This window comes from Streptomyces sp. NPDC048507 (genome assembly GCF_043199995.1).
Lineage (GTDB): Bacteria > Actinomycetota > Actinomycetes > Streptomycetales > Streptomycetaceae > Streptomyces.
Genome location: NZ_JBICWZ010000001.1, coordinates 741,365 through 765,953 on the forward strand (window position 1 = coordinate 741,365; position 24,589 = coordinate 765,953).

Consider the following 24,589-nt stretch of genomic DNA (forward strand, 5'->3'; position numbering starts at 1 on the left):
CGGCGGGACCGACAGCGGGGCCCGGCAGGAGGGGGTTCGAGATGGCAGTCACCCTGACCGAGGTCGCGGCACGGGCGGGCGTATCGCCCGCCACGGTCTCGCGCGTACTCAACGGCGGATACCCGGTCGCGGGCGGCACCCGCACCCGCGTGGAACGGGCCGTCGAGGAACTCGGCTACATCGCCAACGGCCCCGCGCGCGCACTGGCCGCCGCCACCTCCGACCTCGTCGGAGTCCTCGTCCATGACATCGCCGACAGCTTCTTCGGCATCCTCGCCGGCTCCCTGCAGAGCGCGCTGGACCCCACCGGCCCCGCCGAGGCGCGCAGGCTGGCCGTGGTGTGCAACACCGGAGGAGATCCCGCGGCCGAGCTGGCCTACCTCGGGCTGCTGGAGGGCCAACGGGCCGGCGGCGTCGTCCTGACGGGCGGCGCCGTGGAGGAACCGGAGCACACCCTCGCGCTCGCCGCCCGGATCTCCCGGATAGCGGCCACCGGAGCACCGGTGGTCCTGTGCGGGCGCCCACCGCTGCCCCTGCGTCCCGGACCACCGGTCGCCACCGTCGTGTTCGACGACCACGGAGGCGCCTTCCACCTCGCCGAGCATCTCCTGACACTCGGTCACCGCGACATCGCCTACCTGGCCGGACCGCCCGGACTGAGCACGACCCGGGAGCGGCTCGCGGGCCACCGGACGGCCCTGAACCGCCATGAGCCGGCGGTCCTCGACGCCTGCGCCGCGCTCACCGTCCATGCCGGATTCGAGCGCGCCGCCGGTTATGACGCCACCCGCGAACTGCTGCGCCGGGGGCGACCCTTCACCGCTGTGGCGGCGGCCAACGACACGGTGGCGGCCGGCGCCGCCGCCGCCTTGCGCGAGGCGGGTCTGCGCATTCCGGAGGACGTGTCCGTCGCCGGGTTCGACGACCTGCCGTTCGCCGTGGACACCGCTCCCGCGCTGACCACCGTACGGGTGCTGCTGCGCGAGGCGGGAGTGCTCGCGGCGCAGCTGGTGACCGGCAGGCGGACGCTGCCGCCCGGCGGCATCACGACCCTGCCCACCGAACTCATGGTGCGCGGCTCCACCGCCCCGCCCCCGGCCGGCCGGAGGACACCGTGAGGTACGCCTTCTCCACCCTCGGCCTGCCGGGTGCGACCCTCGCCACCAGCGCGGGCCTGGCCGCCGAGCACGGGTACGACGGCCTCGAACTGCGGGCGCACCCCGAGGAGGCGCTGCACCCGGGGAGTCCGCGCGGGGACCGGGTGGCAGCGCTGCGGGAGGTCACCGACGCCGGGGGGAGCGTGCTCGCGGTGGCGGGCTACGCGCGGGTGGCGGCGTCCGGCGAGGACGGGCCGGTCCTGGCGGAGCTGCGGGCCCTGGTCCGGCTCGCCGCCGACCTCGAAGCCCCCTACGTACGGGTCTTCCCCGGGGGCGGTGAGCTGCCCGGGCCCGCGGCCGACGTCCACGCCGTCCGGCGGCTGCGCGAGGCGGCGCCGTTCGCCGCCCGGCACGGGGTGCGGATCCTGCTCGAAACCCATGACTCCCACCGGACCGGGAGGGCCGCCGGCCGGGTGCTGGACGCGGTCGGGCACCCGGGGGCGGGTGCGCTGTGGGACGTGCTGCACACCTGGCTGGGGGGCGAACCGGCCGATGAGTCCAGACGGTTGCTGGGGGAGCACCTCGGATACCTCCAGGTGAAGGACGTGGCGTCCGCGCGTGACCTGACGCCGCTCGGGCTGGGCGCCGGGGTACTGCCGCTCGCCGAGGCGGTGGCCCAGGCTCCGACGGGGGGATGGCTGTGCTGGGAGTACGAGAAGCGCTGGTATCCGGATGCCGCCGAGCTGGCGGGACAGCTCGCGCGGGGCCGGGAGCACCTGGAGTCGCTGGAGCGGTCGGCGGGGGGTGGCCGTCAGGCGGAGTAGGCGAGGCGGCCCGGGTCCACGGCGTGCCGGAAGCGCAGGCCCCGCGCGTACCGTTCCAGTTCCTCCACGGCGGTCGCCGCCAGACGGTCCAGCTCACCGCCCAGGGAGCCCGCCACGTGGGGGGTGAGCAGGACGTTCGGCAGGTTGAACAGCGGTGAGGTGGCGGGCAGTACCTCGGGCTCGGTGTGATCGAGCACGGCGTGCAGCCGTCCGGAGACCAGTTCCTCGGTCAGGGCTGCCGTGTCGACGAGCGAGCCGCGTGCCGTGTTGATCAGTGTGGCTCCGTCGGGCATCAGGCCCAGCCGGGAGGAGTCGAGCAGGTGACGGGTCTGAGGGAGGGAGGGGGCGTGCAGGCTCACCACATGACTGCGGCGCAGCAGTTCGTCGAGGGAGCACAACTCCCCGTCGAGGGCCGCGACCTCGGCGGGGTCGGCGTACGGATCGTTGACGAGGACGCGCAGGTCGAAGGGGCGCAGCAGCTCCAGTACCCGCCGACCGATCAGGGAGGCGCCGATCAGGCCGACGGTCTTGCGGTAGTTGCCTGCCCGCGGATAGCGGTGCAGCGGGTCGACCGGCCCGCGTGCGGCGCGGTAGGCGTGCGCGGACTCCAGCACCCGCTTGTTGGCGAACAGGATCGCGGCGAGCGTGTACTCGGCGACCGGCAGCGCATTGGCGGCGGCCGCGCTGGAGACCAGCAGGCCCCGCTTCCAGCAGGCGTCCGTCACATGGTGCTTGACGCTCCCGGCGGCGTGGACGACGGCCCGCAGCCGGGGCATGCGGCGCAGCGCTTCCTCGTCCAGCGGCGGGCACCCCCAGCCGGTGAACAGCACTTCGGCGCGGGCCAGTACGCCATCGAGCCGGGCGCCGTCCGGTACGTCGAAGGTGGTGAGCAGCAGACCGGGGTCCACGTCGGCGACCCGCAGGAGTCCGGGCAGGATCCGGGGGCTGAGGACGGCGTCCCGGGTGCCGGGGCTCATGGCGAGCACCGTTGCGGGCCGGGAGGCGCGTGCCGGGGCGGCGGTGGGGTGGTGGGTCACTTGACGGCTCCTGCGGTGAGACCCGAGCGCCAGAAGCGCTGGAGGCCGAGGAAGGCGAGCACCAGCGGGACGACGGAGACGAGCGAACCGGTGATCACCAGCGGGTAGAGCTCGGGCTGCTGGTAGACGCTGCGGTTCCACATGAACAGGCCGAGACTCACGGGGTAGAGCCGCTCGTCGCTCAGCATGGTCAGCGCGCCGTAGAAGTTGTTCCAGATGCCCGTGAAGGTGAACAGGAAGATCGTCACAAAGCCCGGCCACAGCATGGGGAACGACACGTGCGTGAAGACGCGGAGTTCACCCGCACCGTCGACCCGGGCGGCGGCGAGGACCTCGTCGGGGACGTACCCCTCGGCGAAGACCCGGGCCAGGTAGACGCCGAAGGGGCTGACGAGCGCGGGCACCAGGTAGGCGGCGTAGGTGTTCACGGCGCCGGCGGCGGAGGCCATCAGATAGAGGGGGAGCTGTAGGACGGTCGCGGGGACGAGGACCCCGGCGAGGACGACGGCGAAGAGCGCCTCCTTGTGCCGGAACTCGTACGCGTGGAAGGCGTATCCGCAGGCCACGCTGATGAGGGCGGACGCGGTCGAACCGAGGACGGTGTAGAGGAGGCTGTTGCCGAGCCAGCGTCCGAAGATGCCGTCGCCGTAGGTGAAGAGCTCGGCGAGGTTGTCGAAGAGGTGGAACTCGCCGGGGGAGTAGGGGGCGGTGGCGAAGAGGTCCCGGCGGCTCTTGGTGGCGGCGAGCACCAGCCAGGCCAGGGGCAGCAGGGTGTACGCGGCCACGAGGGCGAGTGCGGCGTTGACGGCGGTGCGGGAGAGCGCGGCGCGGGTGCGGGCGGCCGCTTTCGTGGGAGCGGGTCCGTGGCCCGGGCCGGGCACGGGCCGGGGGGCGGGGCCGGCCGGGCCCGAAGGGGTACGGGTGGCGGTGGTGGTCATGCGGACCTCCAGCGGTTGCCGAGGGCGGTCACGACGTAGGACGCGGCGCCCGCGACCAGGGCGAGGAGCAGGGCGCTCGCGGCGGCGAGCCCGTAGTCGTGTCCCTTGAACGCGGCGCTGAAGACGTACATGGTCGGGGACCAGGACTCGCCCATCTCGGTCGCCCGGAGTTGCAGCAACTGCGGTGCGTCGAAGAGCTGTACGGCGCCGACGCAGGTGAACAGGACGGTCAGGACGAGGGTGGGCCGGATGGCGGGCACCTTGACCTGGAAGGCGGTGCGCAGGGCTCCGGCGCCGTCGAGGGCGGCCGCCTCCAGGGTTTCGCGGGGTACGGCCTGGAGGCCCGCGAAGAAGATGATCATGTTGTATCCCATCCACTGCCAGGCCGAGATGTTGACCACCGAGAGCAGGGCCTCGTCGCGCCCGAAGAAGTTCCAGGACAGGCCCGCGGTGTCGAGGACGGACAGGACCGGGCTGAGGCCCGGTGTGTAGAGGTAGAGCCACAGCATGGCGGCGATCAGACCGGGGACGGCGTGCGGCAGGTAGAAGGCGATCTGGAAGAAGCGGCGGGCGCGGGCGAGGGCGGAATCGAGGAGCAGAGCGAGGAGCAGGGCGCCGCCGACCATGAGGGGGACGTAGAGGACGCAATAGAGGGCGATGTGGCGGAAGGAGGCGAGGAAGACGGGATCGCTGAGGGCGGCGGCGTAGTTCCCGAGTCCGCTGAAGACCCTGCGGGTGCCGCCGAAACCGAGCCCGGACTGCTCGTCGTGGAAGAGGCTGAGGTAGCCGGCGTAGCCGATGGGGGCGACGGTGACGAGGGCGAAGAGCAGGAAGAAGGGGGCCATGAACCAGCCGGCGGCCCGGGCCGGGCGGGGCCCGGCCGACGGCCGCCCGCCGGGACCGGAACTCCGGAGGACCCCGCTGCGGGGCGCGGGCGACGGCGCCGCGCCGGGCCCGGGGGGCGTACCGGCCGCGGAGGCGGGGCCGGGCCCGTGCGCGGCGTCCGGTGCGGGGCCTTGGCCGGGCCCGTGCGCGGCGCCCGGTGCGGTGCGTTCGGCCGGCCCGGGGAGGGCTCTGGTGGGCGGGCCCGGGTCCGGGGCGGGGCGGGGGCGCATCAGCGGGCCAGAGTCAGGCCGCGGGACCGGACGGCCTTCTCGGCGGCCGACTGGCCCTCCGACAGGGACTTCACCAGGTCCGCCCCGGCCGCCCCCTGCGCCGCGGTGACCTGGAGCTGCACCGGCCCCCACGTCCAGCCGGGCAGGACCGTCCCCGCCGCCTCGCCCGCGAGGGCGTACGGGTCCTGCCCCTCGAAGTACGAGGCGTCGAACAGCTTCGCCGCCTCCGCCCGCATCGCCGGGTTGGCCGGCAGTGCGCTGCTCGGCGCCTTCAGGGAGCTCAGCCGGGCCCGGATCGCCTCGGGCTCGGTGGTGACCCACCGGATGAACTCCGCCGCCGCCTTCGTCTGCTTGCTGCCCTTCGGCACGATGTAGGAGGTGCCGCCGTACATCCCCGTGGCGGGCTTGCCGTCCCAGGTCGGCAGCGGGGCGATGCCCCACTTGCCCTTGAGGTCCGGGTAGTTCGCCAGGAAGGTCCCCGCCGTCCACGCGGCGCCGATCACCGTCGCGACCTGCCCCGAGCTGCGCTCCTTGGCCTCGCCCTCGCCCCACAGCGGGGTCTTCGAGGCGACGCCCGAATCCATCAGCCCGTTCCAGTACCCGGCGACCTTCTTCGACGCGGGATCGTCGATGGCGACCTTCCACCGGTCGCCCTCGGTGCCGTACCAGCGGGCGCCGGCCTGCCAGGCCAGCCCGGCCAGCAGCGCCGGGTCGCCACCGCCGAAGTTGGTGATCCGCACCGAGGGGTCCGCCCGGTTGATCTTCTCGCCCGCGGCCTTGTACTCCTCCCACGTCCGGGGCACGGCCACCCCGTGCTTCTCGAAGATGTCCTTGCGGTAGAAGAGTTCGATCGGAGTGACGTCGAAGGGCACCGCCCAGGTCCGGCCGCCCAGCTTCACCAGGGACTGGACCGCCTCCGGGAACTTCTCGGAGACGAGCGCGCCGGACGTCGCGCTCAGGTCCTCGAGGTTGCCGCCGCTCGCGAACTCGGGGAGCGCGGAGTAGTCCATCGTGGCGATGTCGGGCGCGTTGCCGCCCTTGACCGCGTTCGCCAGCTTGGCCGCCCCGTCGGGGCCGCCGGGCACGGCGGAGAACCGCACCTGGACGCCGGGATGCGTCTTGTTGAACGCGTCCGCCGTCTGCTGCGCTCCGGCCGAGGAGGACCAGTACGTGAGCGTGACGGGCCGGGCGGCCGCTTCCGCCCCGGCCGCCTCCGTGCCCGCTCCCCGGCCGCACGCGGTGGCGAGGAGGGCGAGCGAAACGAGCGAAGCGGAGGCGGTGAGGGCGATGCGGGGCGTGCGGAAGGTGCGCGGCATGGTTCGGCTCCTACGGACGACGACCGGTGCGGTGGCGGATGGAGGCCCATCTTTTGTGCCGACCCGCAGACCGTCAAGAGCGAACGCGCAATTCGATCGAAACAATCAGTACGGAGTGACCGTCATGACCGGACGCTCAGCCGGGGGAGCAGTTCCAGGTGCTGCCGCGGGCTCTCGTCGCCCGCCAGCCGGTCCAGCAGCAGGCCCGCCGCCCGCGCTCCCACCTCGCGCTTGGCCGGCGCCACCGCCGACAGCGGTACGTCGGCCAGCCCGGCCACCTCGTCGTCATAGGTGATCACGGCCAGGTCCTCCGGCACCCGGACCCCCCGGGCCTGGAGCCGGGGGATCAGCATGATGGCGTCCGTGTCGCTGTGGATCAGGGCCGCGGTCACCCCGCCCTCCGTCACGGCCCGGTACAGGTACTCCAGGGTCCGCGCGAACCGGTCCGCCACCGACAACGCGCCCGCTCCCGGCGCCGGCGACCACGGCGGCGCCGGCTCCAGCCCGAGGGCGGCCACGGCCGCCTCGTACCCGGCCCGCAGCCGCGCCGACGTCGGCGTCTCCTGGCTGGCCAGCGCGATCCGCCGGTGCCCCCGCTCCGCCAGGTGCTGTACCGCCCCCGCCGCTCCGTGCGCGTGGTCCGACACCACCCGGTCCAGCGCCGCACCGGGGTGCCCCGGCGGGGCCCAGCGTTCCACGAGCACCACCGGCACCGGCAGTCCCGCCGTCCAGGCGCCCTCCCCGGGGCCCGCCGCGCCGGAGTCCCAGTTCGGGGTGAGCAGCAGACCGCCGGCGCCGGTCGACAGCAGCCGGTCGGCCTGGGTCCGGTCCTCGCCCGGCAGGTACCGGGTCAGCCCCACGGTCAGCCGGGCGCCCCGCGCCTCGACGACCTCCCGGGCGCCCCGCACCACGTCGGCGTAGTAGTACTCGGTGGTCGGCACGACCATCCCCACCACCAGTCCGGCGGCGTCGCCGCCCGCCCGCGGGCCGGGGGCCGCCGCCCGCCCCGGAACCGGCTCGGCCACCCGGCTGATCACCCCGTGCATCCGGTGGATCTCCCCCCGGGCCGCCATCGCCTCGACGTCACGCCGCAGCGTCACGGGCGAGATCCCCAGCTCCACGGCGAGCTCCGCCACCCGCACGCTGCCCCGCGCCCGTACGAGCGCGAGCACCTGAGCCTGCCGCTGGTCCACATGTGGTCGCACGCTGTCCCCCTGGGGTCGGGCCCGCCCGGCACCGGTCTGCCGGGTCGCGGGTCGCCCGCCATCATAGGCAATCGAAACGATCGATTCGATCGATCCTGCTCAACCGCTCATTGACGGGGCGGACGCCCCGTTCATATATTCGGCGGCGCCCCACGGCATCCCAGCCGGTGGCCCTCTCTCCGGGAGTCAGCGCATGCTCACGTACGACCAGGACGGATTCCGCCGCGCAGGCCGCCCCCACCGCATCGTCTCGGGCGCACTGCACTACTTCCGGGTCCACCCCGATCTGTGGGAGGACCGGCTCCGGCGGCTGCGCGCGCTCGGCGTGAACACCGTGGACACCTACGTGCCCTGGAACTTCCACGAGACCGCCCCCGGCGAGGCCGACTTCACGGACTGGCGCGACGTCGGCCGCTTCCTGCGCACCGCGCAGGCCCTCGGCCTCGACGCCGTCGTCCGCCCGGGCCCCTACATCTGCGCCGAATGGGACTTCGGCGGCCTGCCCGCCCGCCTCCTGGCCGTCGACGGCCTGCACCTGCGCTGCTCCGACCCCCGCTTCCAGGCCGAAGTCGACGGCTGGTTCGACCTCGTCGTCCCCGAGCTGCTGCCCCATCTCGCGGGCCGGGGCGGTCCGGTGGTCGCCGTCCAGATCGAGAACGAGTACGGCTCCTACGGCAACGACGCCCCCTACCGCGCCCACGTCGAACGGGCCCTGACCGAACGCGGCGTCGACTGCCTGCTGTTCACCGCCGACGGGCCCGAGGACGCGATGCTCCAGGGCGGCACGGTGCCCGGCCGCCTCGCGACCGCCACCTTCGGCGCGCGGCCCGCCGAACGGCTCGCCGCCCTGCGCCGCTACCAGCGGACCGGCCCGCTCACCGCGATGGAATTCTGGATCGGCTGGTTCGACCACTGGGGCGAGGACCACCACGTGCGCGCCGTCGAGGACGCCGCCGGAGCGCTGGACGAACTCCTCGCCACCGGAGCCTCCGTCAACCTCTACATGGCCCACGGCGGCACCAACTTCGGCTACTGGGCCGGAGCCAACCACACCGGCTCTCGCCCCTGCGATCCCGGCTACCAGCCCACCGTCACCAGTTACGACTACGACGCGCCGATCGGCGAAGCGGGCGAACTCACCCCCAAGTTCCACGCGTTCCGCGAGGTCATCGGCAAGTACGTGCCCCTGCCGCCGGATCCGCTGCCCGCGCCCCGCCCCCGGATGTCCCCCGCCGAGGCCCTCCCGGCGGGCACCGCGCCCCTGCTCCCCGCGCTCGGCCCGCTCGCCGGGCCGCCCCACCTGCGTCCCGCGCCCGAGTCCATGGAGAAGTTCGGCCAGGCCCACGGGCTGATCCACTACCGCACCACCGTCACCGGCCCCCGCCCGGCGATGCCCGTCAGGATCGACGGGCTCGGCGACCGCGCGTACGTCTTCGCCGACGGACGCCCCCTCGGCGTCCTCGACCGCAACGCCCCCGACGAAGGCCTCGACCTCGCCGTCGGCGAGGACGGCGTGGTGCTCGACCTCCTGGTGCGGGCCCAGGGGCGGGTGAACTACGGGCCGTTGCTCGACGACCGCAAGGGCATCTGGCGCGCCGTCCGCCACGGGCACCAGCACCTCTTCGGGTGGGAGATCCGCCCCCTGCCGCTCACCGACCTCACCGTCCTCACCGCCCTCGACTGGACCGCGGGTCACCCCCGCGACGCCACCCCCGCCTTCCACCGCTTCACCCACGTCTCCACCGCCACCCCCGCCGACGGCTTCGTCGACGTCTCCGGCTGGGGGACCGGCCTGGTCTGGCTGAACGGCTTCCTCCTGGGCCACTACGACACTCCGCGCGGGCCCCAGCGCACCCTCTACGCCCCCGCTCCGCTCTGGCGCGCCGGCCGCAACGAGATCGTCCTGCTCGAACTGGAGCGCCCCGGCGCCGGCCTCCCGCTGCGCGACCGGCCCGACCTCGGACGCCCCACGGTCGTCACCCTGGAATCGTGAGGCAGGTCATACCGGCCGCACCGGAGCGCCAGCCGATAGGTTGGAAATGCGACGAAAGCCCCCATGGCTTCCCAATCGCATGTCGCACCTTTCCGCCCAGGAGGCAGCACGTGGACCCCCGAGTGCAGGACCTGTCGGACCAGCTGGCAGCCAAGTGGAGTTCCCCCAAGGGCGTGGAGCTGATGGCCGCCGGCGCGACGCTCGTAGGCGGGCTGCTGGAGCACGGGCCGCTCTCCCCGGACCGGGCCGGCGAGCTGCTCGGCTGGCCGGGCGGGGAGGTACTCGACCGCTTCCGCGCCATGGACTTCGAGCTCGAGACGGACGGCGGCGACGCCGCTCGGGGCGGCGCCATCATCGGGGCCGGGGTCTCGCTCGACCCCGGCCGCCCCTACGCGATGGAGCTGCGGGGCCGGCGCGTCACCGGCTGGTGCGTGATGGACGTCCTGATGTTCCCGGTCGTCTACGCGGAGCCCGCCAGCCGCGTCACCGGGCGCTGCGCCGCCACCGGGGCGCCGGTGTCCCTCACGGTCACGCCCGGGGGCGTCCGCGACCTCACCCCCGCCTCGGCCTCGGTCACCCTGGCCCCCGCCACCGGAGCCGACATCCGCGAGGTGTTCTGCAACCGCGTCAACTTCTACGCCACCCCCGCACTCGCCGGGGCGGCCGTCGCGGCCGATCCCGACCTGGCGGCCTGTTCGGTGGCCGAAGCCTGGTCGGTGGGCAAGCGCCTCGCCGACCTGTTCTGACCCGTCGCCCGTCACCCGTCACCCGTCACCCGTCACACGGTGTTCACGAGGGGCGGCGCCGAACCCCGTGCCCGGTGGCGGACCTTGTGCCTAGACTCGGGACCGTTGTATTGATCATGTATCGGACGAGTGTGGAGGAAGAGCCCGCATGCGCTATCACCCGCTGGGCAGTTCAGGTCTGCAGGTCTCCGCGGTCGGTCTCGGCTGCAACAACTTCGGCGGCCGCCTCGACGCCGCGGGCACCCGCGCCGTCGTCGACGCCGCCCTCGACGCGGGCATCACCCTCCTGGACACCGCCGACATCTACGGCGGCTCCGGCGGCTCCGAGAGCCACCTCGGCCAGGCCCTGAAGGGCCGCCGGGACCAGGTCGTGCTGGCCACCAAGTTCGGCTACGACGGCGTCGACATGGGCTACGGGCCCGCCGCCGGCTCCCGGGGCGGCCGTGGCTACATCCGGCGGGCCGTCGAGGAGTCGCTGCGCCGCCTGGACACCGACCACATCGACCTCTACCAGCTGCACAGCCCCGACCCCGCGACGCCCATCGCGGAGACCCTCGCCGCGCTCACCGAGCTCGTCACCGAGGGGAAGATCCGCTACCTCGGGCACTCCAATTTCAGCGGCTGGCAGCTCGCCGAAGCCGCCCACGTGGCCCGCGACACCGGCGCGGTGCCCTTCGTCTCGGCGCAGAACGAGTGGTCGCTGCTCCAGCGCTCCGCCGAGCGGGAGCTCGTCCCGGCCGCCGTGCACTACGGCGTCGGCGTGCTGCCGTACTTCCCGCTGGCCAACGGCCTGCTCACCGGCAAGATCCGCCGGGGCGCCCCCGTACCGGCGGGCTCGCGCCTCGAAGGGCGCGACGCCTACCTCACCGAGGAGCGCCTGGACACGGTCGAGGCCCTCGCGGTGATCGCCGAGAAGCACGGGCGCACCCTGCTGGAACTCGCCATCGGCTGGCTCTCCGCCCAGCCCGGCTGCGCCTCCGTGATCGCCGGTGCCACCTCGGCCGAGCAGGTACGTGCCAACGCGGCGGTGGCCGACCGTCCGCTGGAGCCGGAGCTGCTGGCCGAGATCGACGCCGCGGCGGCCGTACCGGCGTAACCGCCCCCACCGGCCGGGTGCCCGGCCGGAGGATCACCCGGGCCCGTTCCCTCCCGCACGGTGCCGGACGGCACGGGCCCGTGGCCGGCGGCCCCTGCCGGAGCGAGCGGACCCCCCGTGCCGGATGCCGCACGCCGCGCCGCGCCGGCGGCCCCGGCCGCGACGGGGGCGGCGACGGCGCTCGCGGCCGTGGGCCGCGCCGCCCCCACCGCCGAGGCGGCGGGCCGCTCCCGGCCCGGCCGGGCAGGCGCTCCCCGCCCGCTCCTCCTGGACGGGCGCCGAAATCCGACGGCTGCCCACCACCCGCGAGGTCGTGGCGCTCACCTTCAACGCCGCCTGGGACGAGGCCGGAGTGGAGGACGTCCTCGCCGAACTGCGGCGGCCGAAGCCGGCCGTCACCTTCTTCCCCACCGGGTCCTTCGCGCAGGAGCACCCCGCCGCCGTCCGCGCCATGGCCGCCGCCCACGGCCTGGGCAACCACGCGCACACCCACCCCTCCTTCGACGGCCTCGACACCGAGGAGCCGCCGAGGAGGTGCGCCGCGCCGACGCCGCGATCGCGCCGCCTCCGGGGCCGAGCCGCTGCCGCTCTTCCGCTTCCCGTACAGCGCGACCACCGACGCGTCGGTCGCCGACGTGAACGCGCTCGGCCACGCGGTCATCGAGTTCACCGCCGACACCAACGGCCACCTGGGCCCCCGAGGGCGGCATGACCGTCGACCGGGCGGTCCGCCGGGCCGTCGAGGCCTTCGCCCCCGGATGCGTCGACCCGCGGTCCTGCCTCACCGTGGCGCGCGCCTGACCCTCACGACACGATGTCCTTGCGGGCGAACCCGCGGAAGGCCAGCGCGAACAGCACCACCGCGTACGACACGGACAGCACCGCCCCCTTGGTCATCCCGCCCCATTCCAGCTGGGGCTGCAGGGCGTCCGCCCACGCGAACTGCCAGTGCGCGGGCAGGAACTCCCGCCACGAACCCAGGGCCGTCACCGCGTCGAGCACGTTCCCCACGATGGTCAGCCCGACGGCCCCGCCCACCGCGCCCAGGGGCGCGTCCGTCCGCGTCGACAGCCAGAACGCCAGCCCCGCCGTGACCAGCTGCGACACGAAGACGAAGACGACGGCCAGCGCGAGGCGCGGCAGGGCGTCCCCGGCCGGCAGCACCCCGCCGGTGGGCAGCTTCAGCGGCCCCCACCCGTACGCGGCCGTTCCCGCCGCCAGCGCGACCGCCGGGAGCAGCACGATCGCGGCGAGGCTGAAGCCCAGCGCCACCACCAGCTTGCTCCACAGCAGCCGGGCCCTGGGCACCGGCGAGGCGAGCAGGTAGCGCAGGGAGGACCAGCCGGCCTCCGAGGCGACGGTGTCCCCGCAGAACAGCGCCACCGGCACCACCAGCAGGAAGCCGGCCGACACGAACAGACAGGTCACGGCGAAGTTCGCGCCCGAGGCCGTCGCCGAGTCGATCAGGCTGATCCGGCCGTTGCCGCCGGCCGGTCCGTCGTTCGGGCCGCCGCCCACCGCGAAGGCGATGATCATGACGAAGGGCAGTGCGGCCAGCACCCCGCCCATCATCAGCGTCCGCCGCCTGCGCCACTGCCGCAGCGCCTCCACGCGCAGCGGCAGCGTCCGGCCCGCCCGGTAACCGGGCGCGGTCTCGGCCGAGGCCCCGCCCGAGCCCCGGCCGGCGCCCGAATCCCCGCCCGCGCCCCGGGCCGAAGCCGCTGTCCCGGCCGCCGCGGGCCCGGTTCCGTTCTCCTGGACGGCGCTCATGCCGTACCTCCGATCAGGGTGAGGAAGGCGTCCTCCAGCCGGCGGTGGGGTCCCACCGCCGACACCGGCACGTCCAGCCGTACGAGTTCGGCGATCAGCGCGGCGGGCGTCGCCCCGTCGAGGCGCACGAGGATCCCGCCGTCGCCGGCCACCGCCGAGGCCACGCCCTCCAGGGCCGCGACCTTCTCGACGGTGACCGCGTCCACCGGGCGCTCCACCGCGACCAGCAGCGTGTTCCCGCCGCCGGTGATCTCGGCGACCTCGCCCGCCCGCACCAGCCGCCCGCGGTCCATGACCACCAGGTGCGTGCAGGACTGCTCCACCTCGGACAGCAGGTGGCTGGAGACGATGACGGTCCGCCCGCCGGCCGCGTACCGGATCATCACGTCGCGCATTTCGCGGATCTGCGGAGGGTCCAGGCCGTTGGTCGGCTCGTCGAGGATCAGCAGGTCGGGCATGCCCAGCATGGCCTGCGCGATGGCGAGCCGCTGCCGCATGCCCTGCGAGTAGGTGCGCACCGCCCGCTCCAGGGCGTCGCCCAGCCCGGCGATCTCCAGGGCCTCGGCCAGGTGCGCGTCCTCGGCGGGCCGGCCGGTGGCCTGCCAGTACAGCTCCAGGTTGGCGCGGCCCGTCAGGTGCGGCAGGAACCCGGCACCCTCCACGAACGCCCCCACCCGCGACAGCACGGGAGCGCCCGGCCGGATGGGATGCCCGAACACCCGTACCTCGCCCGCGTCCGGCGCGATCAGCCCCATCAGCATGCGCAGGGTGGTGGTCTTCCCGGCGCCGTTGGGTCCGAGCAGGCCGAGCACCTGGCCCTTCTCCACCCGGAAGGAGAGGTCCCGCACGGCGTAGCGGTCGCGTGCCTTGGCGTACCGCTTCGTCAGCCCGGTGATGTCCAGCGGTACGTCGGCCAGCGCGGGTTCGGGCTGCGCCGCGCCCGGCCGCACCGCCCCGCGGCCCCCGCCGGTGCGCCGGATCCCGAGCAGCCCCGCGGCCAGCGCCAGCGCGCCGAGCGGCAGCCACCACACCCAGGAGGGCAGGCCGGCCGCGGCCGTGCGCACCCCGTCCGCGACGGGCACGGCCAGCGGGCCCCGCGCCGAGACGGTGTAGGCGGCGGGCGCGGCGGGCGAGGCGTAGCCGAGGTCCGTGGCGGCGACCACCACCCGCAGCCGGTGCCCGGCCTGGACGGAGTGGTCGATCGCCGGGAGCCGCAGCCGCACGTCGCGGCCCTGCCCGGCGTCCTCCACCCGGACCGGCGCGACCAGCTGGGCGGGCAGCACCTGCTGGCGGCCGTCGGGGCCCACGTCGTACATCTTGGCGAACAGGACGGCCGCGCCGTCCCCAGCCGTCGACCTCACGTTCAGGGTGAGGGTCGGGGCTCCGGTGACCCGCAGCTCCTCGCTCAGCGGCGCCGATTCGAAGCGGGCGTTCTGGCCCGGGAAGTCAAGCGAGAGTCCCGCTCCCAGCGAGGCGAGCTGTCCGCCGATGCCGGGCAGTGAGGACAGCGCGGGCGGGGCGCCGCCCGCCGGATTGGCGAAGGTCTGCTCCCGTCCCGTCAGCGCGAACGCGCGCGGGGAGGAGGACAGGCCGGGGTAGCGGTCACCGCTCGCTCCGCGCAGTCTGATCCGCCCGTCGGTGGAGTCGATGCCGCCGGAGCGCGACACCCGGAAGGCCGGGCCGGTGTCCGCGCCCTCGTTCCCCTTCAGGTAGCGGTCGAACCAGTCCGCCACCCGGGCCTCGACGCGGCCGGACTCGCGCATGCCGCCGTCGTGCCCGCCCGCCGCCCAGTCCACGGAGACGGGGGCGCCGTTCGCCGCGATGGTCCGGGCCATGGAGTCGGCCTGGTCCAGCGGGAAGAGGGAGTCGTCCTGGCCCTGCACGATCAGGGTGGGCACCTTGATGCGGTCGCCCACGGCCGAGGGGCTGCGCCGCTCCAGGAGCGCGCGCGCCTCGGCGTCGGGCTTCCCGGCGACCGCGACCCGCTCGTACATGGCGCACAGCCGGTCCTCGAACCGTCCGCAGCCGGGGGCCCCCGGACCGGCGTTCCCCGCCGCCGCCGCCGCCGTCGGCGCCGTCGGCGCCGTCATCGGCTGGAGGCCGCCCGTGGCGCCCGTGGTGAAGAAGATCCCGGCCCACAGCTTCTTGAAGACGCCCTCCGGAAAGAGGGAGTCGGCGAGGTTCCAGTAGGTGATCTGCGGAGCGATGGCGTCCACCCGCCGGTCGTACCCGGCGGCCAGCAGCGAGATGGCGCCCCCGTACGAGGCCCCGGCGACGCCCACGCGCGGATCGCCGGCCCCGTCGAGGCGGACCTCGGGCCTGCGGGCCAGCCAGTCGATCAGCGCGGAGACGTCCTTGACCTCGTGGTCGGGGTCGTTCAGGCCGATCTTCCCGCCGGAACGGCCGAACCCGCGCGCCGACCAGGTCATGACGGCGTACCCGTCGCGGGCGAGCCGCTCGGCCTGGGCCCTGACGTCGTCCTTGCTGCCGCCGAAGCCGTGCCCGAGGAGCACCGCGGGGCGGCGCCGGCCGGCGTCCCCGGCGCTGAAGAAGGAGGTGTCGATGCGGACCCCGGCCGCGTCCGGGCCCGGCAGGTCCAGCATCCGGTCCTCGCGGTGCACGGCCGGGGCGTCCCCGGAGGCGGCGGCCGCCGTCCAGGTACCGGCACCGGCCAGGACCGCGAGGGCGGCGGCGCCGGCGAGCAGGCGGTCGCGGCGCCGCCGGGGCAGTCGTGGCTTCATAGGGGAACCCTACGACCAGTGATCGCCGTGTGCGGGCTCCCTCAGGGGGACCCCGGCCCCTTCTCCAGGTGTACGGGGGCCCCTCCGGCGTACCGCGCCCGTGGTACGGGCGGCCGCCGCCGACCTGCGCGCGGGCCCGGGCGGCGGGAGGATGGGCGGCATGCTGCTGGCCGAGGTCGCGCGCGTGTCCCGGGAAGTCGCCGGGACGTCCGCCCGCTCACGCAAGACCGCCCTGCTCGCGGAGCTGTTCGCGGCCGCCCCCGCCGAGGAGGCCGCTCTGGTCATCTCCTACCTGTCCGGACGGCTCCCGCAGGGCCGTCCGGGCGTCGGCTGGCGCACCCTGGGCCGGGAGGCGCCGCCGTCGCCCCGGCCCGTCCTCACCGTCGGGGCCGTCGACGCGGCGGTGACGGAACTGGCCGCCGTCGCGGGCCCGGGGGCGCGGGCGGAGCGGGACCGGATCGTCGACGCCCTGCTGGGCGCCGCCACCTCCGACGAACAGCGCTTCCTGCGGAGCCTGCTGTCCGGGGAGGTGCGCCAGGGGGCGCTGGACGCGTTGGCCCTGGACGGGGTGGCCAAGGCCGCCGGGGTCCCGGCCGCGGACCTGCGCCGGGCCGTGATGCTGGACGGCTCCCTGCCCCGCGTGGCGGCGGCCGTGCTCGCGCGGGGGAGCGCCGCCCTGCGCGGGGTGACCCTGCGCGTCGGGCAGCCCGTCCAGCCGATGCTCGCCGGGACCGCCCGGTCCGTGGCGGACGCCCTGACCGCGCTGGGGCCGTGCGCCGTGGAGGAGAAGCTCGACGGGATCCGCGTCCAGGTCCACCGCTCGGGGGACGAGGTGCGGATCCACACGCGGTCCCTGGACGAGATCACCGACCGGCTGCCGGAGGTCGTGGAGCTGGCCCGCGGCCTGCCGGGGGACCGGTTCATCCTCGACGGGGAGGTGATCGGCCGCGGCGCCGACGGGCGTCCGGTTCCCTTCCAGGAGATCGCCTCCCGGGTCGGCTCCCGGGTGGACGTGGCGGCCGCCCGGCGCGCGCTGCCGGTGACCCCGTACTTCTTCGATCTGCTGGCCGTCGGTGACCGGGTGCTGCTCGACCTGCCGGTCCGCGAGCGGTACGAGGCCCTGGCGGCCCTCGTCCCCGGGAGCGCCCGGGTGCGCCGGCTGGTGGTGGAGGACCCGTCGGCGGGGGCGGCCGGCGCCGAGGCGTTCCTGGCCGAGGCGCTGGAGCGGGGCCAGGAGGGGGTCGTCGTCAAGGCCCTCGACTCGCCCTACGCGGCGGGCCGGCGCGGCAAGCGCTGGCTCAAGGTCAAGCCGGTGCACACCCTCGACCTGGTCGTGCTGGCCGCGGAACGGGGCCACGGCCGCCGCACCGGCCTCCTGTCGAACCTGCACCTCGGGGCGCGGGCCGCCGACGGCTCGTTCGCCATGCTCGGCAAGACCTTCAAGGGGCTCACCGACGAGATGCTGCGCTGGCAGACGGAGCGGCTGACCGAACTGGCCGAGAGCGACGACGGCTTCACGGTCAGGGTCCGGCCCGAACTGGTCGTCGAGATCGCCTACGACGGCCTGCAGCGCTCCCCGCGCTACCCGGCCGGGGTCGCCCTGCGCTTCGCCCGGGTGCTGCGCCACCGGCCGGACAAGACCGCCGGGCAGGCGGACACGGTCGAGACCGTGCTGGAACAGGGTGGCCCCGGCGCTGCCGGCGCCGCCGGTGACGGCGGCGGAGCACGGGGCGGCGATGCGGACGAGGGGTGATTTTGCCTCTGAGGCAAGAAAATTGCCCGGGGGGCAACTTTCTGGCTCAATCGGAGCATGAACCCCAGTGCCGAGGGGCCCGGCCGCTCCTCCGAGGGCCGCCCCCACGAGGGTGGCCCCGACGCGGGCGCCGCCGACGGGCTGCCCGCCGTCGCCCCGCAGCTGCGCGAACTGCGCCGCCGCGCCGGCCTCACCCTGGAGGCGGCCGCCGCGCGGGCCCGGCTCTCGCCCGCGCACCTGTCCAGGCTGGAGACGGGCCGCCGCCAGCCCTCGCTGCCGCTGCTGCTGGGACTGGCCCGCACCTACGGGACCACCGTATCGGAGCTGCTCGGCGAGACCCAGGCCGTCGCCGACCCCATCGTACGGGCCGGCGGTCCCGGCGCCCGCGAGGCCGACGGGTGGACGTACTGGCAGGCCGGGAGCCCGGGGCGGGGGATGCAGGCGCTGCGGGTGCACGTCCCCCGGGGGAGCGGCCAGGGCGACCTCGTACGCGTACATCCCGGGGAGGAGTGGCTGTACGTGCTCACCGGGCAGTTGCGGCTGCACCTGGGGGAGACCGAGCACCTGCTGGAGCCGGGGGACAGCGCGCACTTCGACTCGCTCACCCCGCACCGGATCGGAGCGCCGGGGCACGGCGGAGCCGAGCTCCTGTTCGTCCACACCCTGCTGCAGAGCAGCCTCGCCGGGCTGTGTCTCGGCGGCGCCGCCGCGCAGCACCGATAGCCGAGGAGCCGTACCCATGACCCAGGGGGAGAACATGCCCAGCACCACCGAGAAGCCCGCCGCCGCCGAGCCCGGGGCGAGCGCGGAGACCGGCACCGGAGCCGGGGGCCAGCCGGCCGGGCTGCTGGGCCGCATCGAATCGCGCTTCCCGCGCGGTCTCGTCATCCGGCTGGTCGCCTACCTGTTCGTCGGCCACCTCTTCGCCTTCTTCGTGTACCTCCTCTTCGTACTGGGCGGCCAGAACCAGTAGCCGCCGCCCGGCGGCACCGGCCGCCGCACCCAGCCGAGCACCAGCAGCGAGGCCACCGCGGCGAAGGCGCACCACGTCGAGGCGAACGCGAGGCGCCACAGCGCCGCGCAGACGAGCGCCCCGGCGGCCAGGACGGCGCCGAGCCGCCGCAGCCGTGGGTCCCGGCCGAGCAGCAGGGCGCCGAGGGTGGCGTACAGGTAGCCCGCCACGACCAGGGGCGCGTACGGCACGTCCACCCCGTAGCCGACGAGCCCCCCGCGCAACTCGGCCGTCACCGGACGGGTCGCGAGGCAGTACGCGAGCACCGCGCCGGTGGCGAGGCCGACGGCCGCCGCCGACCACAGCCGGCGTCCGGCCCCGGGCCCGGCGGCGAGCAGCACGCCGAGCGACACCCAGACGGGCAGCAGCGGCAGGGCGATCACCGCCCAGGCCGTGGTCGCCGGGCCGCAGCCCCCGCCCGCCTCCCGGACGGCGGCCTCGATCAGCTGGTGCGCGCCCAGCAGCAGCGGCAGCGCGGCGACGGGCAGGTCGCGGGCCCGTCGCACGCGCGCCACGCACACCACGCCGACGGCGGTCACCACCGTGCCCGCCGTCAGGTCGGCGGCCGTGCTCCAGCACATGCGGGGGCCTCCCGGACCGTCCGTGCCTCACCCGCCGGCCGCGGCCGGGGGCTCCAGGGGCGGCGCGGTGACCCCGCACTGGGTGCGGCACTGCTGATGCGGGTGGGGCTGCCCGGGCGGAGGGGTGCGTACGGTCGCCCACGCCAGTACCGATCCGAGCACCAGGACCCCCGCGCACCAGGGCATGGCCCGCCCGAAGGCGGCGTCGAAGGCCCCGGCAGACAGGTAGGCGTCCGGGCCCATGCCGGCCAGCAGCGGCAGGGCCGCCACGGCGAGGAGTCCGGCGGCGCGGGCCGCCGCGTTGTTGATGCCGCTGGCCAGGCCCGCCCGGCCGGGGTCCACCGAGGACAGGACGGTCGCGGTGAGCGGGGCCACCAGGGTGACCATGCCGGCGCCCATCACGACCAGGGCCGGCAGCACGTCCCGTACGTAGGAGGCCGACGGACCCACGCGCAGCATCAGCAGCATTCCGGCCGCGCACAGCAGGGGACCGACGGTGAGCGGGATACGAGGTCCGATGCGCTCGCCGAGCGCCGCCGAGCGGGCCGACAGCAGCAGCATCAGCACGGTGGTCGGCAGCAGCGCGGCCCCGGCCGCCAGCGCCGAGTACCCGGCCACCACCTGGAGCTGGAGCACGACGAGGAAGAAGAATCCGCCGAAGGCCGCGTACACGCACAGGGTGACCAGGTTGACGGCGGTGAACAGCCGGGAGGAGAAGATGCTTGGCGGCACCATCGGATCGGGCCGCCGCCGCTCGACGTACACGAACGCGACGCCCAGCAGGACGCCGCCGGCCGCCGCGGCCACGACCAGCGCCGTGCCGGTCCTCGCCTCGATGAGGGCGTAGGTGACCAGGGCCAGGGAGGCGGCGCCGAGCACCGCCCCGAGCACGTCGAACCGCCCGTGGGCCTGCGGGTCACGTGATTCCGGTACATGTCTGAGCGCGACCGGCACGCACAGCGCGGCCACCGGCACGTTGATCAGGAAGACCCACCGCCAGCCCGGTCCGTCCACCAGCCAGCCCCCCAGGAACGGCCCCACGGCCGCGCCGACCCCGCCGAACCCCGACCACAGGCCCACCGCCCGGGCCCGGTCCCCCGCGCGGATCGACCCCTGGATCAGCGCCAGCGAGCCCGGCGTCAGCAGGGCTCCGCCAATGCCCTGGAGGGCGCGGGCGGCGATCAGCACTCCCGCGTTCGGCGCGAGGCCGCACAGCAGCGAGCCGGCCGCGAACCACACGACGCCGAGCACGAAGACCTTGCGGCGCCCGAACCGGTCGCCGAGGGCCCCGCCGACGAGGATCAGGCCGGCCAGGGTCAGCAGGTAGGCGTTGACGGTCCACTGGAGCACCGCGAGGTCGGCGCCGAGGTCCCGCCCGATGCGCGGCAGCGCCACGTTGACGACGGTCGAGTCCAGCAGGGCCATGGTCGACCCGAGCACGGTGGCGAGCAGGATCCACCGGCCCCGGGCGGACCGCAGCGCAACCCCCGGCGCGGAGTCGCCGCCGGGGTCGCCGCCGGGGCCGGGGCCGGCGGCGGGCGGTGCGGGATCGGTCATGTCCCAAGGCTTGCGCGCTCCGCCCGGAAGGGCCAGCCGGAGCCCGGCCCCGGTGCGGGGCGCGGTGGCGCGAACGCGGCTCAATAGGCCCTCTTGTAATGGACATGGTACCCAACTCACCATGACCCGCGCACGTCACGCACACCCTTCCCGCACATCCCGCCCCGGCGTACGAGGAGACCACACGTGGCCCCACGCAACCGACGACGACCCCTGCGCGCGACGATCGCCGCACTCACCACCGCCCTGCTGCTGCCGCTCGGCGCGGGGGTCGCCGCCGCCGCCCCGGAGCCCGGCTCCGTGCCGGGCGCCGCCGGGCGGAAGATCGAGCCCGCCCTGCGCGCCCAGCTCGACGGCTCCGACAAGGCCGTCTTCTGGGTCTACCTCGACAGTGCCGCCGACCTCGGCGCCGCCCGGCGGGCCACGACCCGGGCCGCCAAGGCGGAAACGGTTCTGCGGACCAAGCGGGACCACGCCGCGCGCACCCAGGCCGGGCTGCTGGGGGCCCTGGACGGCGCGAAGGCCGAGTACACCTCGTACTGGATCGTCAACGCGGTCCGCGTCGTCGGGGGCCGGAAGCTCGCCGGGGTCCTCGCCGAGCGCCCCGAGGTCTCCCGCATCGACGCCGACGACAAGGTCACCCTGCCGGCGCTCGCTGCGGGCGCCCGCGAGAAGACCGCCGCCGACGCCGTGGAATGGAACATCGACCGCGTCAAGGCCCCGGAGGTCTGGGACCGGCTCGGGGTGCGCGGCGAGGGCATCGTCGTCGCCAACATCGACAGCGGCGTCGACTACACCCACCCCGCCGTCGCCGGCCAGTACCGCGGCCGCAAGGCGGACGGCAGCTACGACCACGACTACAACTGGTTCGACCCGGCGGGCATCTGCGCCGGCGCCGCGCCCTGCGACAACAACGACCACGGCACCCACACCATGGGCACGATGGTCGGCGACGACGGCGGCGCCAACAAGATCGGCGTCGCCCCCGGAGCCAAGTGGATCGCCGCCAAGGGCTGCGAGACCAACTCCTGCTCCGAGGCCTCCCTGCTCGCCTCCGGCCAGTGGATCGTCGCCCCGACCGACCTGGCCGGGCACAACCCCCGTCCGGACCTCGCCCCGCACGTCGTCAACAACTCCTGGGGCAGCTCGGCGCACGACGACTGGTACCAGCAGATCGTCGACACCTGGCGCGCCGCGGGCATCTTCCCCGCCTTCTCCAACGGCAACGCCGGCCCCGGCTGCGCCACCAGCGGATCGCCCGGCGACTACGCGAACTCCTACAGCTCCGGCGCCTTCGACGTGAACAACGCCATCGCCTCCTTCTCCTCGCGCGGCGCGGGCCCCGGCGGCATCATCAAGCCCAACATCGCCGCCCCCGGGGTCAACGTCCGCTCCTCCGTGCCCGGCGGCGGCTACGAGTCCTTCTCCGGCACCTCCATGGCCTCCCCGCACACCGCGGCCGCCGTGGCGCTGCTCTGGTCCGCCGCCCCCGCACTCGAAGGCGACGTCGCGCAGACCGAGGCCCTGCTCAACGGCACCGCCCATGACACCGAAGCGGCCCAGTGCGGCGGCGCCGCCGCCGACAACAACGTCTTCGGCGAGGGCCGGCTCGACGCCCTGGCCGCGGTGAACGCCGCCCCGCGCGGGGCGATCGGGGCCCTCGGCGGCACGGTCACGGCCGGCGGCGAGCCCGTCTCCGGCGTGAAGGTCACCGCCCACGGCCCGATCGACCGGACGGCCACCACGGCCGCCGACGGCACCTACCGCTTCGCTTCCCTGTCGGCCGGCACGTACGAGGTCACCGCCTCGAAGTTCGGCTACGGACAGCGGACGGCCACCGCGAACGTCACCGAGAACGCCACCGCGACCGGTGACTTCAGCCTCGACCGGGCCCCCAGCGGCACGCTCTCCGGAACGGTGTCCTCGGCCGCCGGGCCCGCCGCGGGCGCCGCCGTCACCATCGCGGACACCCCGGTGACCGCGACCACCGACGCGCAGGGCCGCTTCGAGGTCACCCTGCCCCACGGCTCCTACGAGGTCGCCGCCACGCACCCCTCCCGCTGCCTGACCGGCGGCGCGGCCAAGGTCACCGTCGCCGGGGACGCCACCGTCGCCGTCTCCCTCCCCGAACGCACCGACGGCTACGGTTACGCCTGCGCCGCCGACGGGGCCCGCCCGTACCCGGCGGGTGACCGGCAGCTCGCGCTGACCGGCGACAACACCACCGAGCGCGTCGACCTGCCCTTCCCGCTCCCGCTGTACGGCAAGACGTACGCGCAGGCCTGGATCGGCACCAACGGCACCGTCAGCTTCGGCGGCAACCACACCGGCGACGTCAACGGGGACATCCCGAGCACCGCCACGCCCAACGCGGCCCTCTACCCCTTCTGGGACGACCTCGTCGTCGGCCCGGCCGGCAGCGGCTCGGGCGTCTTCACCGCCGTCACCGGCAGCGCCCCGCACCGCACCTACGTCATCGAATGGCGTCAGGTCTCCCACTGGTCGGCGCAGGCCGACACCTTCTCCTTCTCGGCCGCGGTCGGTGAGGACGGCTCTGTCACCTACTCCTACAAGGGCACCGGGGGGACCGGCATCAAGGGCGGCTCCACCGCCACCGTCGGCGTGGAGAACGCCGCGGGCACCGACGCCTTCAGGTACTCCTTCAACACGGCCGTCCTCACCGACGGCCTGTCCATCGGCTTCCGGACCACCCGCAGCGGTGTGGTCACCGGCCGGGTGCTCGACGCCAACGACGGGGGCGGCGTCGGCGGTGCCACCGTCACCGTCGGCAGCGGCGACACGGCCGTGTCCGCCACCACCGCCGCGGACGGCGGCTACGCCCTCCAGAGCCCCTCGGGCTCCCGCGAGCTTTCCGTGGCCGCCCCGGCCTACGCCTCCGACCGGGCCGCCGTCGAGGTCAGGCCGGCCGACGTCACGATGGTGACCCGGTCCCTCGGCACCGGCAGGGTCACCGCCGACCGGCCGGCCGTCGAGGTGGTCCTGCCCGCCGGGCAGAGCCGGACCCGCATCCTCGACCTCACCAACCCCGGCCTCGGCACCGCCTTCACGGTCTCCGAGGACGCTCCCTGGCTGACCGCCACCCCGGCCACCGGGAACCTCCCCACCGGCGGCAGGGCCCCCGTCGCGCTCGGCGTGGACACCGGCGGCCTCGCCCCGGGCACGGTCCTGACCGCCGACCTGTCGATCACCTCGGCCAGCGGCCGGGCCCCGGTCCTCACCGTCCCGGTCAAGGTCGTCGTCCCGCGCTACCAGGCGGCCCTCGACGCGGGCTCCGACCGCGCCGCCACCGATGTCGCGGGCGACACCTGGTCCCCGGACCGCAAGTACGCCCCCGGCTCCTACGGCTACCAGGGCGCCTCCACCGTCCAGTCGACCGGGCGCACCATCGCGGCAACCCAGGACCAGAAGCTGTTCCGCAACGCCCGCGAGGGCATGTACGAGTACCGGTTCGACAACGTGCCGAACGGCACCTACACCGTGGAGCTCGGCTTCGCCGAGCTGTCTTCCGCCCGGCCCGACAAGCGCGTCTTCGACGTCCTGGCCGAGGGCGCGCAGGTCCTGCCCTCCCTGGACATCTCCCTGGAGGCGGGTACCTACACGGCCCTGACCAGGACCTACACGGTCAAGGTCACCGACGGCGTGCTCGACGTCCGCTTCGTCACGCACAGCGGCTTCGGAAAGCCCCTGGTCAACACGCTCCGGGTGACCGACCGCCCCGACAAGGGCTGAGCGGCCGCCGGTGCGCGCCGCCCGCCCCCCGGCATTCGGGTGGCGGGCGGCGACAGGG

Annotated in this window: 19 protein-coding genes; 10 read left to right on the top strand and 9 right to left on the bottom strand. The window is 75.0% G+C overall.

Translation table 11 applies throughout. The features are described from left to right. Nucleotides 1–41 precede the first annotated feature (41 nt). Entirely contained in the window at nucleotides 42–1,118 is a 1,077-nt protein-coding gene (locus ACGFXC_RS03435) for a LacI family DNA-binding transcriptional regulator (RefSeq protein ID WP_393709004.1), read from the top strand. Next, a complete protein-coding gene (locus tag ACGFXC_RS03440) occupies nucleotides 1,115–1,921 on the top strand; it encodes a sugar phosphate isomerase/epimerase family protein (protein WP_393709005.1) in 807 nt (268 codons plus the stop codon). The genes ACGFXC_RS03435 and ACGFXC_RS03440 overlap by 4 nt, the downstream gene beginning before the upstream one ends. Here the strand turns inward: ACGFXC_RS03440 and ACGFXC_RS03445 are convergent. The 5 genes from ACGFXC_RS03445 to ACGFXC_RS03465 form a co-directional block, all read right to left on the bottom strand. Then, nucleotides 1,909–2,958 (bottom strand): hydroxyacid dehydrogenase, encoded by a 1,050-nt coding sequence (locus tag ACGFXC_RS03445; RefSeq protein WP_393709006.1) that lies wholly within the window; start codon nucleotides 2,956–2,958, stop codon nucleotides 1,909–1,911. The genes ACGFXC_RS03440 and ACGFXC_RS03445 overlap by 13 nt on opposite strands. After that, nucleotides 2,955–3,896: a carbohydrate ABC transporter permease gene (locus ACGFXC_RS03450; protein ID WP_393709008.1), complete on the bottom strand. Its 942-nt coding sequence runs from the start codon at nucleotides 3,894–3,896 to the stop codon at nucleotides 2,955–2,957. The genes ACGFXC_RS03445 and ACGFXC_RS03450 overlap by 4 nt, the downstream gene beginning before the upstream one ends. Continuing rightward, entirely contained in the window at nucleotides 3,893–4,741 is an 849-nt protein-coding gene (locus ACGFXC_RS03455) for a carbohydrate ABC transporter permease (protein WP_393709010.1), read from the bottom strand. Before ACGFXC_RS03455 ends, ACGFXC_RS03450 begins: the two co-directional genes overlap by 4 nt. Nucleotides 4,742–5,010: 269 nt before the next feature. Continuing rightward, a complete protein-coding gene (locus ACGFXC_RS03460; RefSeq protein WP_393709012.1) occupies nucleotides 5,011–6,327 on the bottom strand; it encodes an ABC transporter substrate-binding protein in 1,317 nt (438 codons plus the stop codon). A 122-nt stretch (nucleotides 6,328–6,449) separates the two neighbouring features. Then, nucleotides 6,450–7,532 carry a substrate-binding domain-containing protein gene (locus ACGFXC_RS03465; RefSeq protein WP_393709013.1) on the bottom strand — a complete coding sequence of 361 codons (1,083 nt, stop codon included), beginning with the start codon at nucleotides 7,530–7,532 and terminating at the stop codon, nucleotides 6,450–6,452. A gap of 193 nt (nucleotides 7,533–7,725) precedes the next feature. On the opposite strand from ACGFXC_RS03465, the gene ACGFXC_RS03470 reads away from it, so the two are divergent. From ACGFXC_RS03470 to ACGFXC_RS03485, 4 genes are all read left to right on the top strand, one after another. Beyond that, nucleotides 7,726–9,525, top strand: a complete 1,800-nt coding sequence (locus ACGFXC_RS03470; protein WP_393709014.1) for a beta-galactosidase family protein — start codon at nucleotides 7,726–7,728, stop codon at nucleotides 9,523–9,525. Nucleotides 9,526–9,635: 110 nt separating this feature from the next. Further along, nucleotides 9,636–10,271: an organomercurial lyase gene (merB, locus tag ACGFXC_RS03475; RefSeq protein WP_393709016.1), complete on the top strand. Its 636-nt coding sequence runs from the start codon at nucleotides 9,636–9,638 to the stop codon at nucleotides 10,269–10,271. Nucleotides 10,272–10,419: 148 nt separating this feature from the next. Then, nucleotides 10,420–11,367, top strand: a complete 948-nt coding sequence (locus ACGFXC_RS03480; protein ID WP_393709018.1) for an aldo/keto reductase — start codon at nucleotides 10,420–10,422, stop codon at nucleotides 11,365–11,367. A 124-nt stretch (nucleotides 11,368–11,491) separates the two neighbouring features. Continuing rightward, nucleotides 11,492–12,079 (top strand): polysaccharide deacetylase family protein, encoded by a 588-nt coding sequence (locus ACGFXC_RS03485; protein ID WP_393709019.1) that lies wholly within the window; start codon nucleotides 11,492–11,494, stop codon nucleotides 12,077–12,079. A gap of 92 nt (nucleotides 12,080–12,171) precedes the next feature. Here the strand turns inward: ACGFXC_RS03485 and ACGFXC_RS03490 are convergent, their stop codons facing one another. Both ACGFXC_RS03490 and ACGFXC_RS03495 read right to left on the bottom strand, forming a co-directional pair. After that, the gene (locus ACGFXC_RS03490; protein ID WP_393709020.1) at nucleotides 12,172–13,137 is read right to left on the bottom strand and encodes an ABC transporter permease; all 966 of its coding nucleotides are present in this window, start codon (nucleotides 13,135–13,137) and stop codon (nucleotides 12,172–12,174) included. After that, a complete protein-coding gene (locus tag ACGFXC_RS03495) occupies nucleotides 13,134–15,878 on the bottom strand; it encodes an alpha/beta fold hydrolase (RefSeq protein WP_393709022.1) in 2,745 nt (914 codons plus the stop codon). The genes ACGFXC_RS03490 and ACGFXC_RS03495 overlap by 4 nt, the downstream gene beginning before the upstream one ends. A 160-nt stretch (nucleotides 15,879–16,038) precedes the next feature. Between ACGFXC_RS03495 and ACGFXC_RS03500 the strand changes: the two genes are divergently transcribed. From ACGFXC_RS03500 to ACGFXC_RS03510, 3 genes are read left to right on the top strand one after another with little or no spacing between them, the layout of a single operon-like run. After that, nucleotides 16,039–17,631 (top strand): ATP-dependent DNA ligase, encoded by a 1,593-nt coding sequence (locus ACGFXC_RS03500; protein ID WP_393709024.1) that lies wholly within the window; start codon nucleotides 16,039–16,041, stop codon nucleotides 17,629–17,631. 57 nt (nucleotides 17,632–17,688) lie between these two features. Further along, on the top strand, nucleotides 17,689–18,354 hold the full coding sequence (locus ACGFXC_RS03505) for a helix-turn-helix domain-containing protein (protein ID WP_393709025.1): 666 nt from the start codon (nucleotides 17,689–17,691) through the stop codon (nucleotides 18,352–18,354). A gap of 16 nt (nucleotides 18,355–18,370) precedes the next feature. Next, nucleotides 18,371–18,604 carry a DUF6126 family protein gene (locus ACGFXC_RS03510; protein WP_393709027.1) on the top strand — a complete coding sequence of 78 codons (234 nt, stop codon included), beginning with the start codon at nucleotides 18,371–18,373 and terminating at the stop codon, nucleotides 18,602–18,604. Here the strand turns inward: ACGFXC_RS03510 and ACGFXC_RS03515 are convergent. Both ACGFXC_RS03515 and ACGFXC_RS03520 read right to left on the bottom strand, forming a co-directional pair. Next, nucleotides 18,532–19,224 carry a DUF6629 family protein gene (locus ACGFXC_RS03515; protein WP_393709029.1) on the bottom strand — a complete coding sequence of 231 codons (693 nt, stop codon included), beginning with the start codon at nucleotides 19,222–19,224 and terminating at the stop codon, nucleotides 18,532–18,534. The two genes, ACGFXC_RS03510 and ACGFXC_RS03515, sit on opposite strands and share 73 nt — an antisense overlap. A 27-nt stretch (nucleotides 19,225–19,251) precedes the next feature. Further along, nucleotides 19,252–20,781 carry an MFS transporter gene (locus ACGFXC_RS03520; protein WP_393709030.1) on the bottom strand — a complete coding sequence of 510 codons (1,530 nt, stop codon included), beginning with the start codon at nucleotides 20,779–20,781 and terminating at the stop codon, nucleotides 19,252–19,254. Nucleotides 20,782–20,967: 186 nt separating this feature from the next. Here ACGFXC_RS03520 and ACGFXC_RS03525 point away from each other — a divergent pair, with 186 nt between their 5' ends. After that, a complete protein-coding gene (locus ACGFXC_RS03525; protein ID WP_393709032.1) occupies nucleotides 20,968–24,531 on the top strand; it encodes a S8 family serine peptidase in 3,564 nt (1,187 codons plus the stop codon). Nucleotides 24,532–24,589 lie beyond the last annotated feature (58 nt).

Excerpts from the sequence above, each read along its gene's own strand:
- ACGFXC_RS03515 (WP_393709029.1), bottom strand. The coding sequence starts at position 19,224 with ATGTGCTGGAGCACGGCCGCCGACCTGACGGCGGGCACGGTGGTGACC.
- ACGFXC_RS03455 (WP_393709010.1), bottom strand. The coding sequence starts at position 4,741 with ATGGCCCCCTTCTTCCTGCTCTTCGCCCTCGTCACCGTCGCCCCCATC.
- ACGFXC_RS03470 (WP_393709014.1), top strand. The coding sequence starts at position 7,726 with ATGCTCACGTACGACCAGGACGGATTCCGCCGCGCAGGCCGCCCCCAC.
- ACGFXC_RS03480 (WP_393709018.1), top strand. The coding sequence starts at position 10,420 with ATGCGCTATCACCCGCTGGGCAGTTCAGGTCTGCAGGTCTCCGCGGTC.
- ACGFXC_RS03460 (WP_393709012.1), bottom strand. The coding sequence starts at position 6,327 with ATGCCGCGCACCTTCCGCACGCCCCGCATCGCCCTCACCGCCTCCGCT.
- ACGFXC_RS03510 (WP_393709027.1), top strand. The coding sequence starts at position 18,371 with ATGACCCAGGGGGAGAACATGCCCAGCACCACCGAGAAGCCCGCCGCC.
- ACGFXC_RS03490 (WP_393709020.1), bottom strand. The coding sequence starts at position 13,137 with ATGAGCGCCGTCCAGGAGAACGGAACCGGGCCCGCGGCGGCCGGGACA.
- ACGFXC_RS03450 (WP_393709008.1), bottom strand. The coding sequence starts at position 3,896 with ATGACCACCACCGCCACCCGTACCCCTTCGGGCCCGGCCGGCCCCGCC.
- ACGFXC_RS03435 (WP_393709004.1), top strand. The coding sequence starts at position 42 with ATGGCAGTCACCCTGACCGAGGTCGCGGCACGGGCGGGCGTATCGCCC.
- ACGFXC_RS03520 (WP_393709030.1), bottom strand. The coding sequence starts at position 20,781 with ATGACCGATCCCGCACCGCCCGCCGCCGGCCCCGGCCCCGGCGGCGAC.
- ACGFXC_RS03500 (WP_393709024.1), top strand. The coding sequence starts at position 16,039 with ATGCTGCTGGCCGAGGTCGCGCGCGTGTCCCGGGAAGTCGCCGGGACG.
- ACGFXC_RS03505 (WP_393709025.1), top strand. The coding sequence starts at position 17,689 with ATGAACCCCAGTGCCGAGGGGCCCGGCCGCTCCTCCGAGGGCCGCCCC.
- ACGFXC_RS03495 (WP_393709022.1), bottom strand. The coding sequence starts at position 15,878 with ATGAAGCCACGACTGCCCCGGCGGCGCCGCGACCGCCTGCTCGCCGGC.
- ACGFXC_RS03485 (WP_393709019.1), top strand. The coding sequence starts at position 11,492 with ATGCCGCACGCCGCGCCGCGCCGGCGGCCCCGGCCGCGACGGGGGCGG.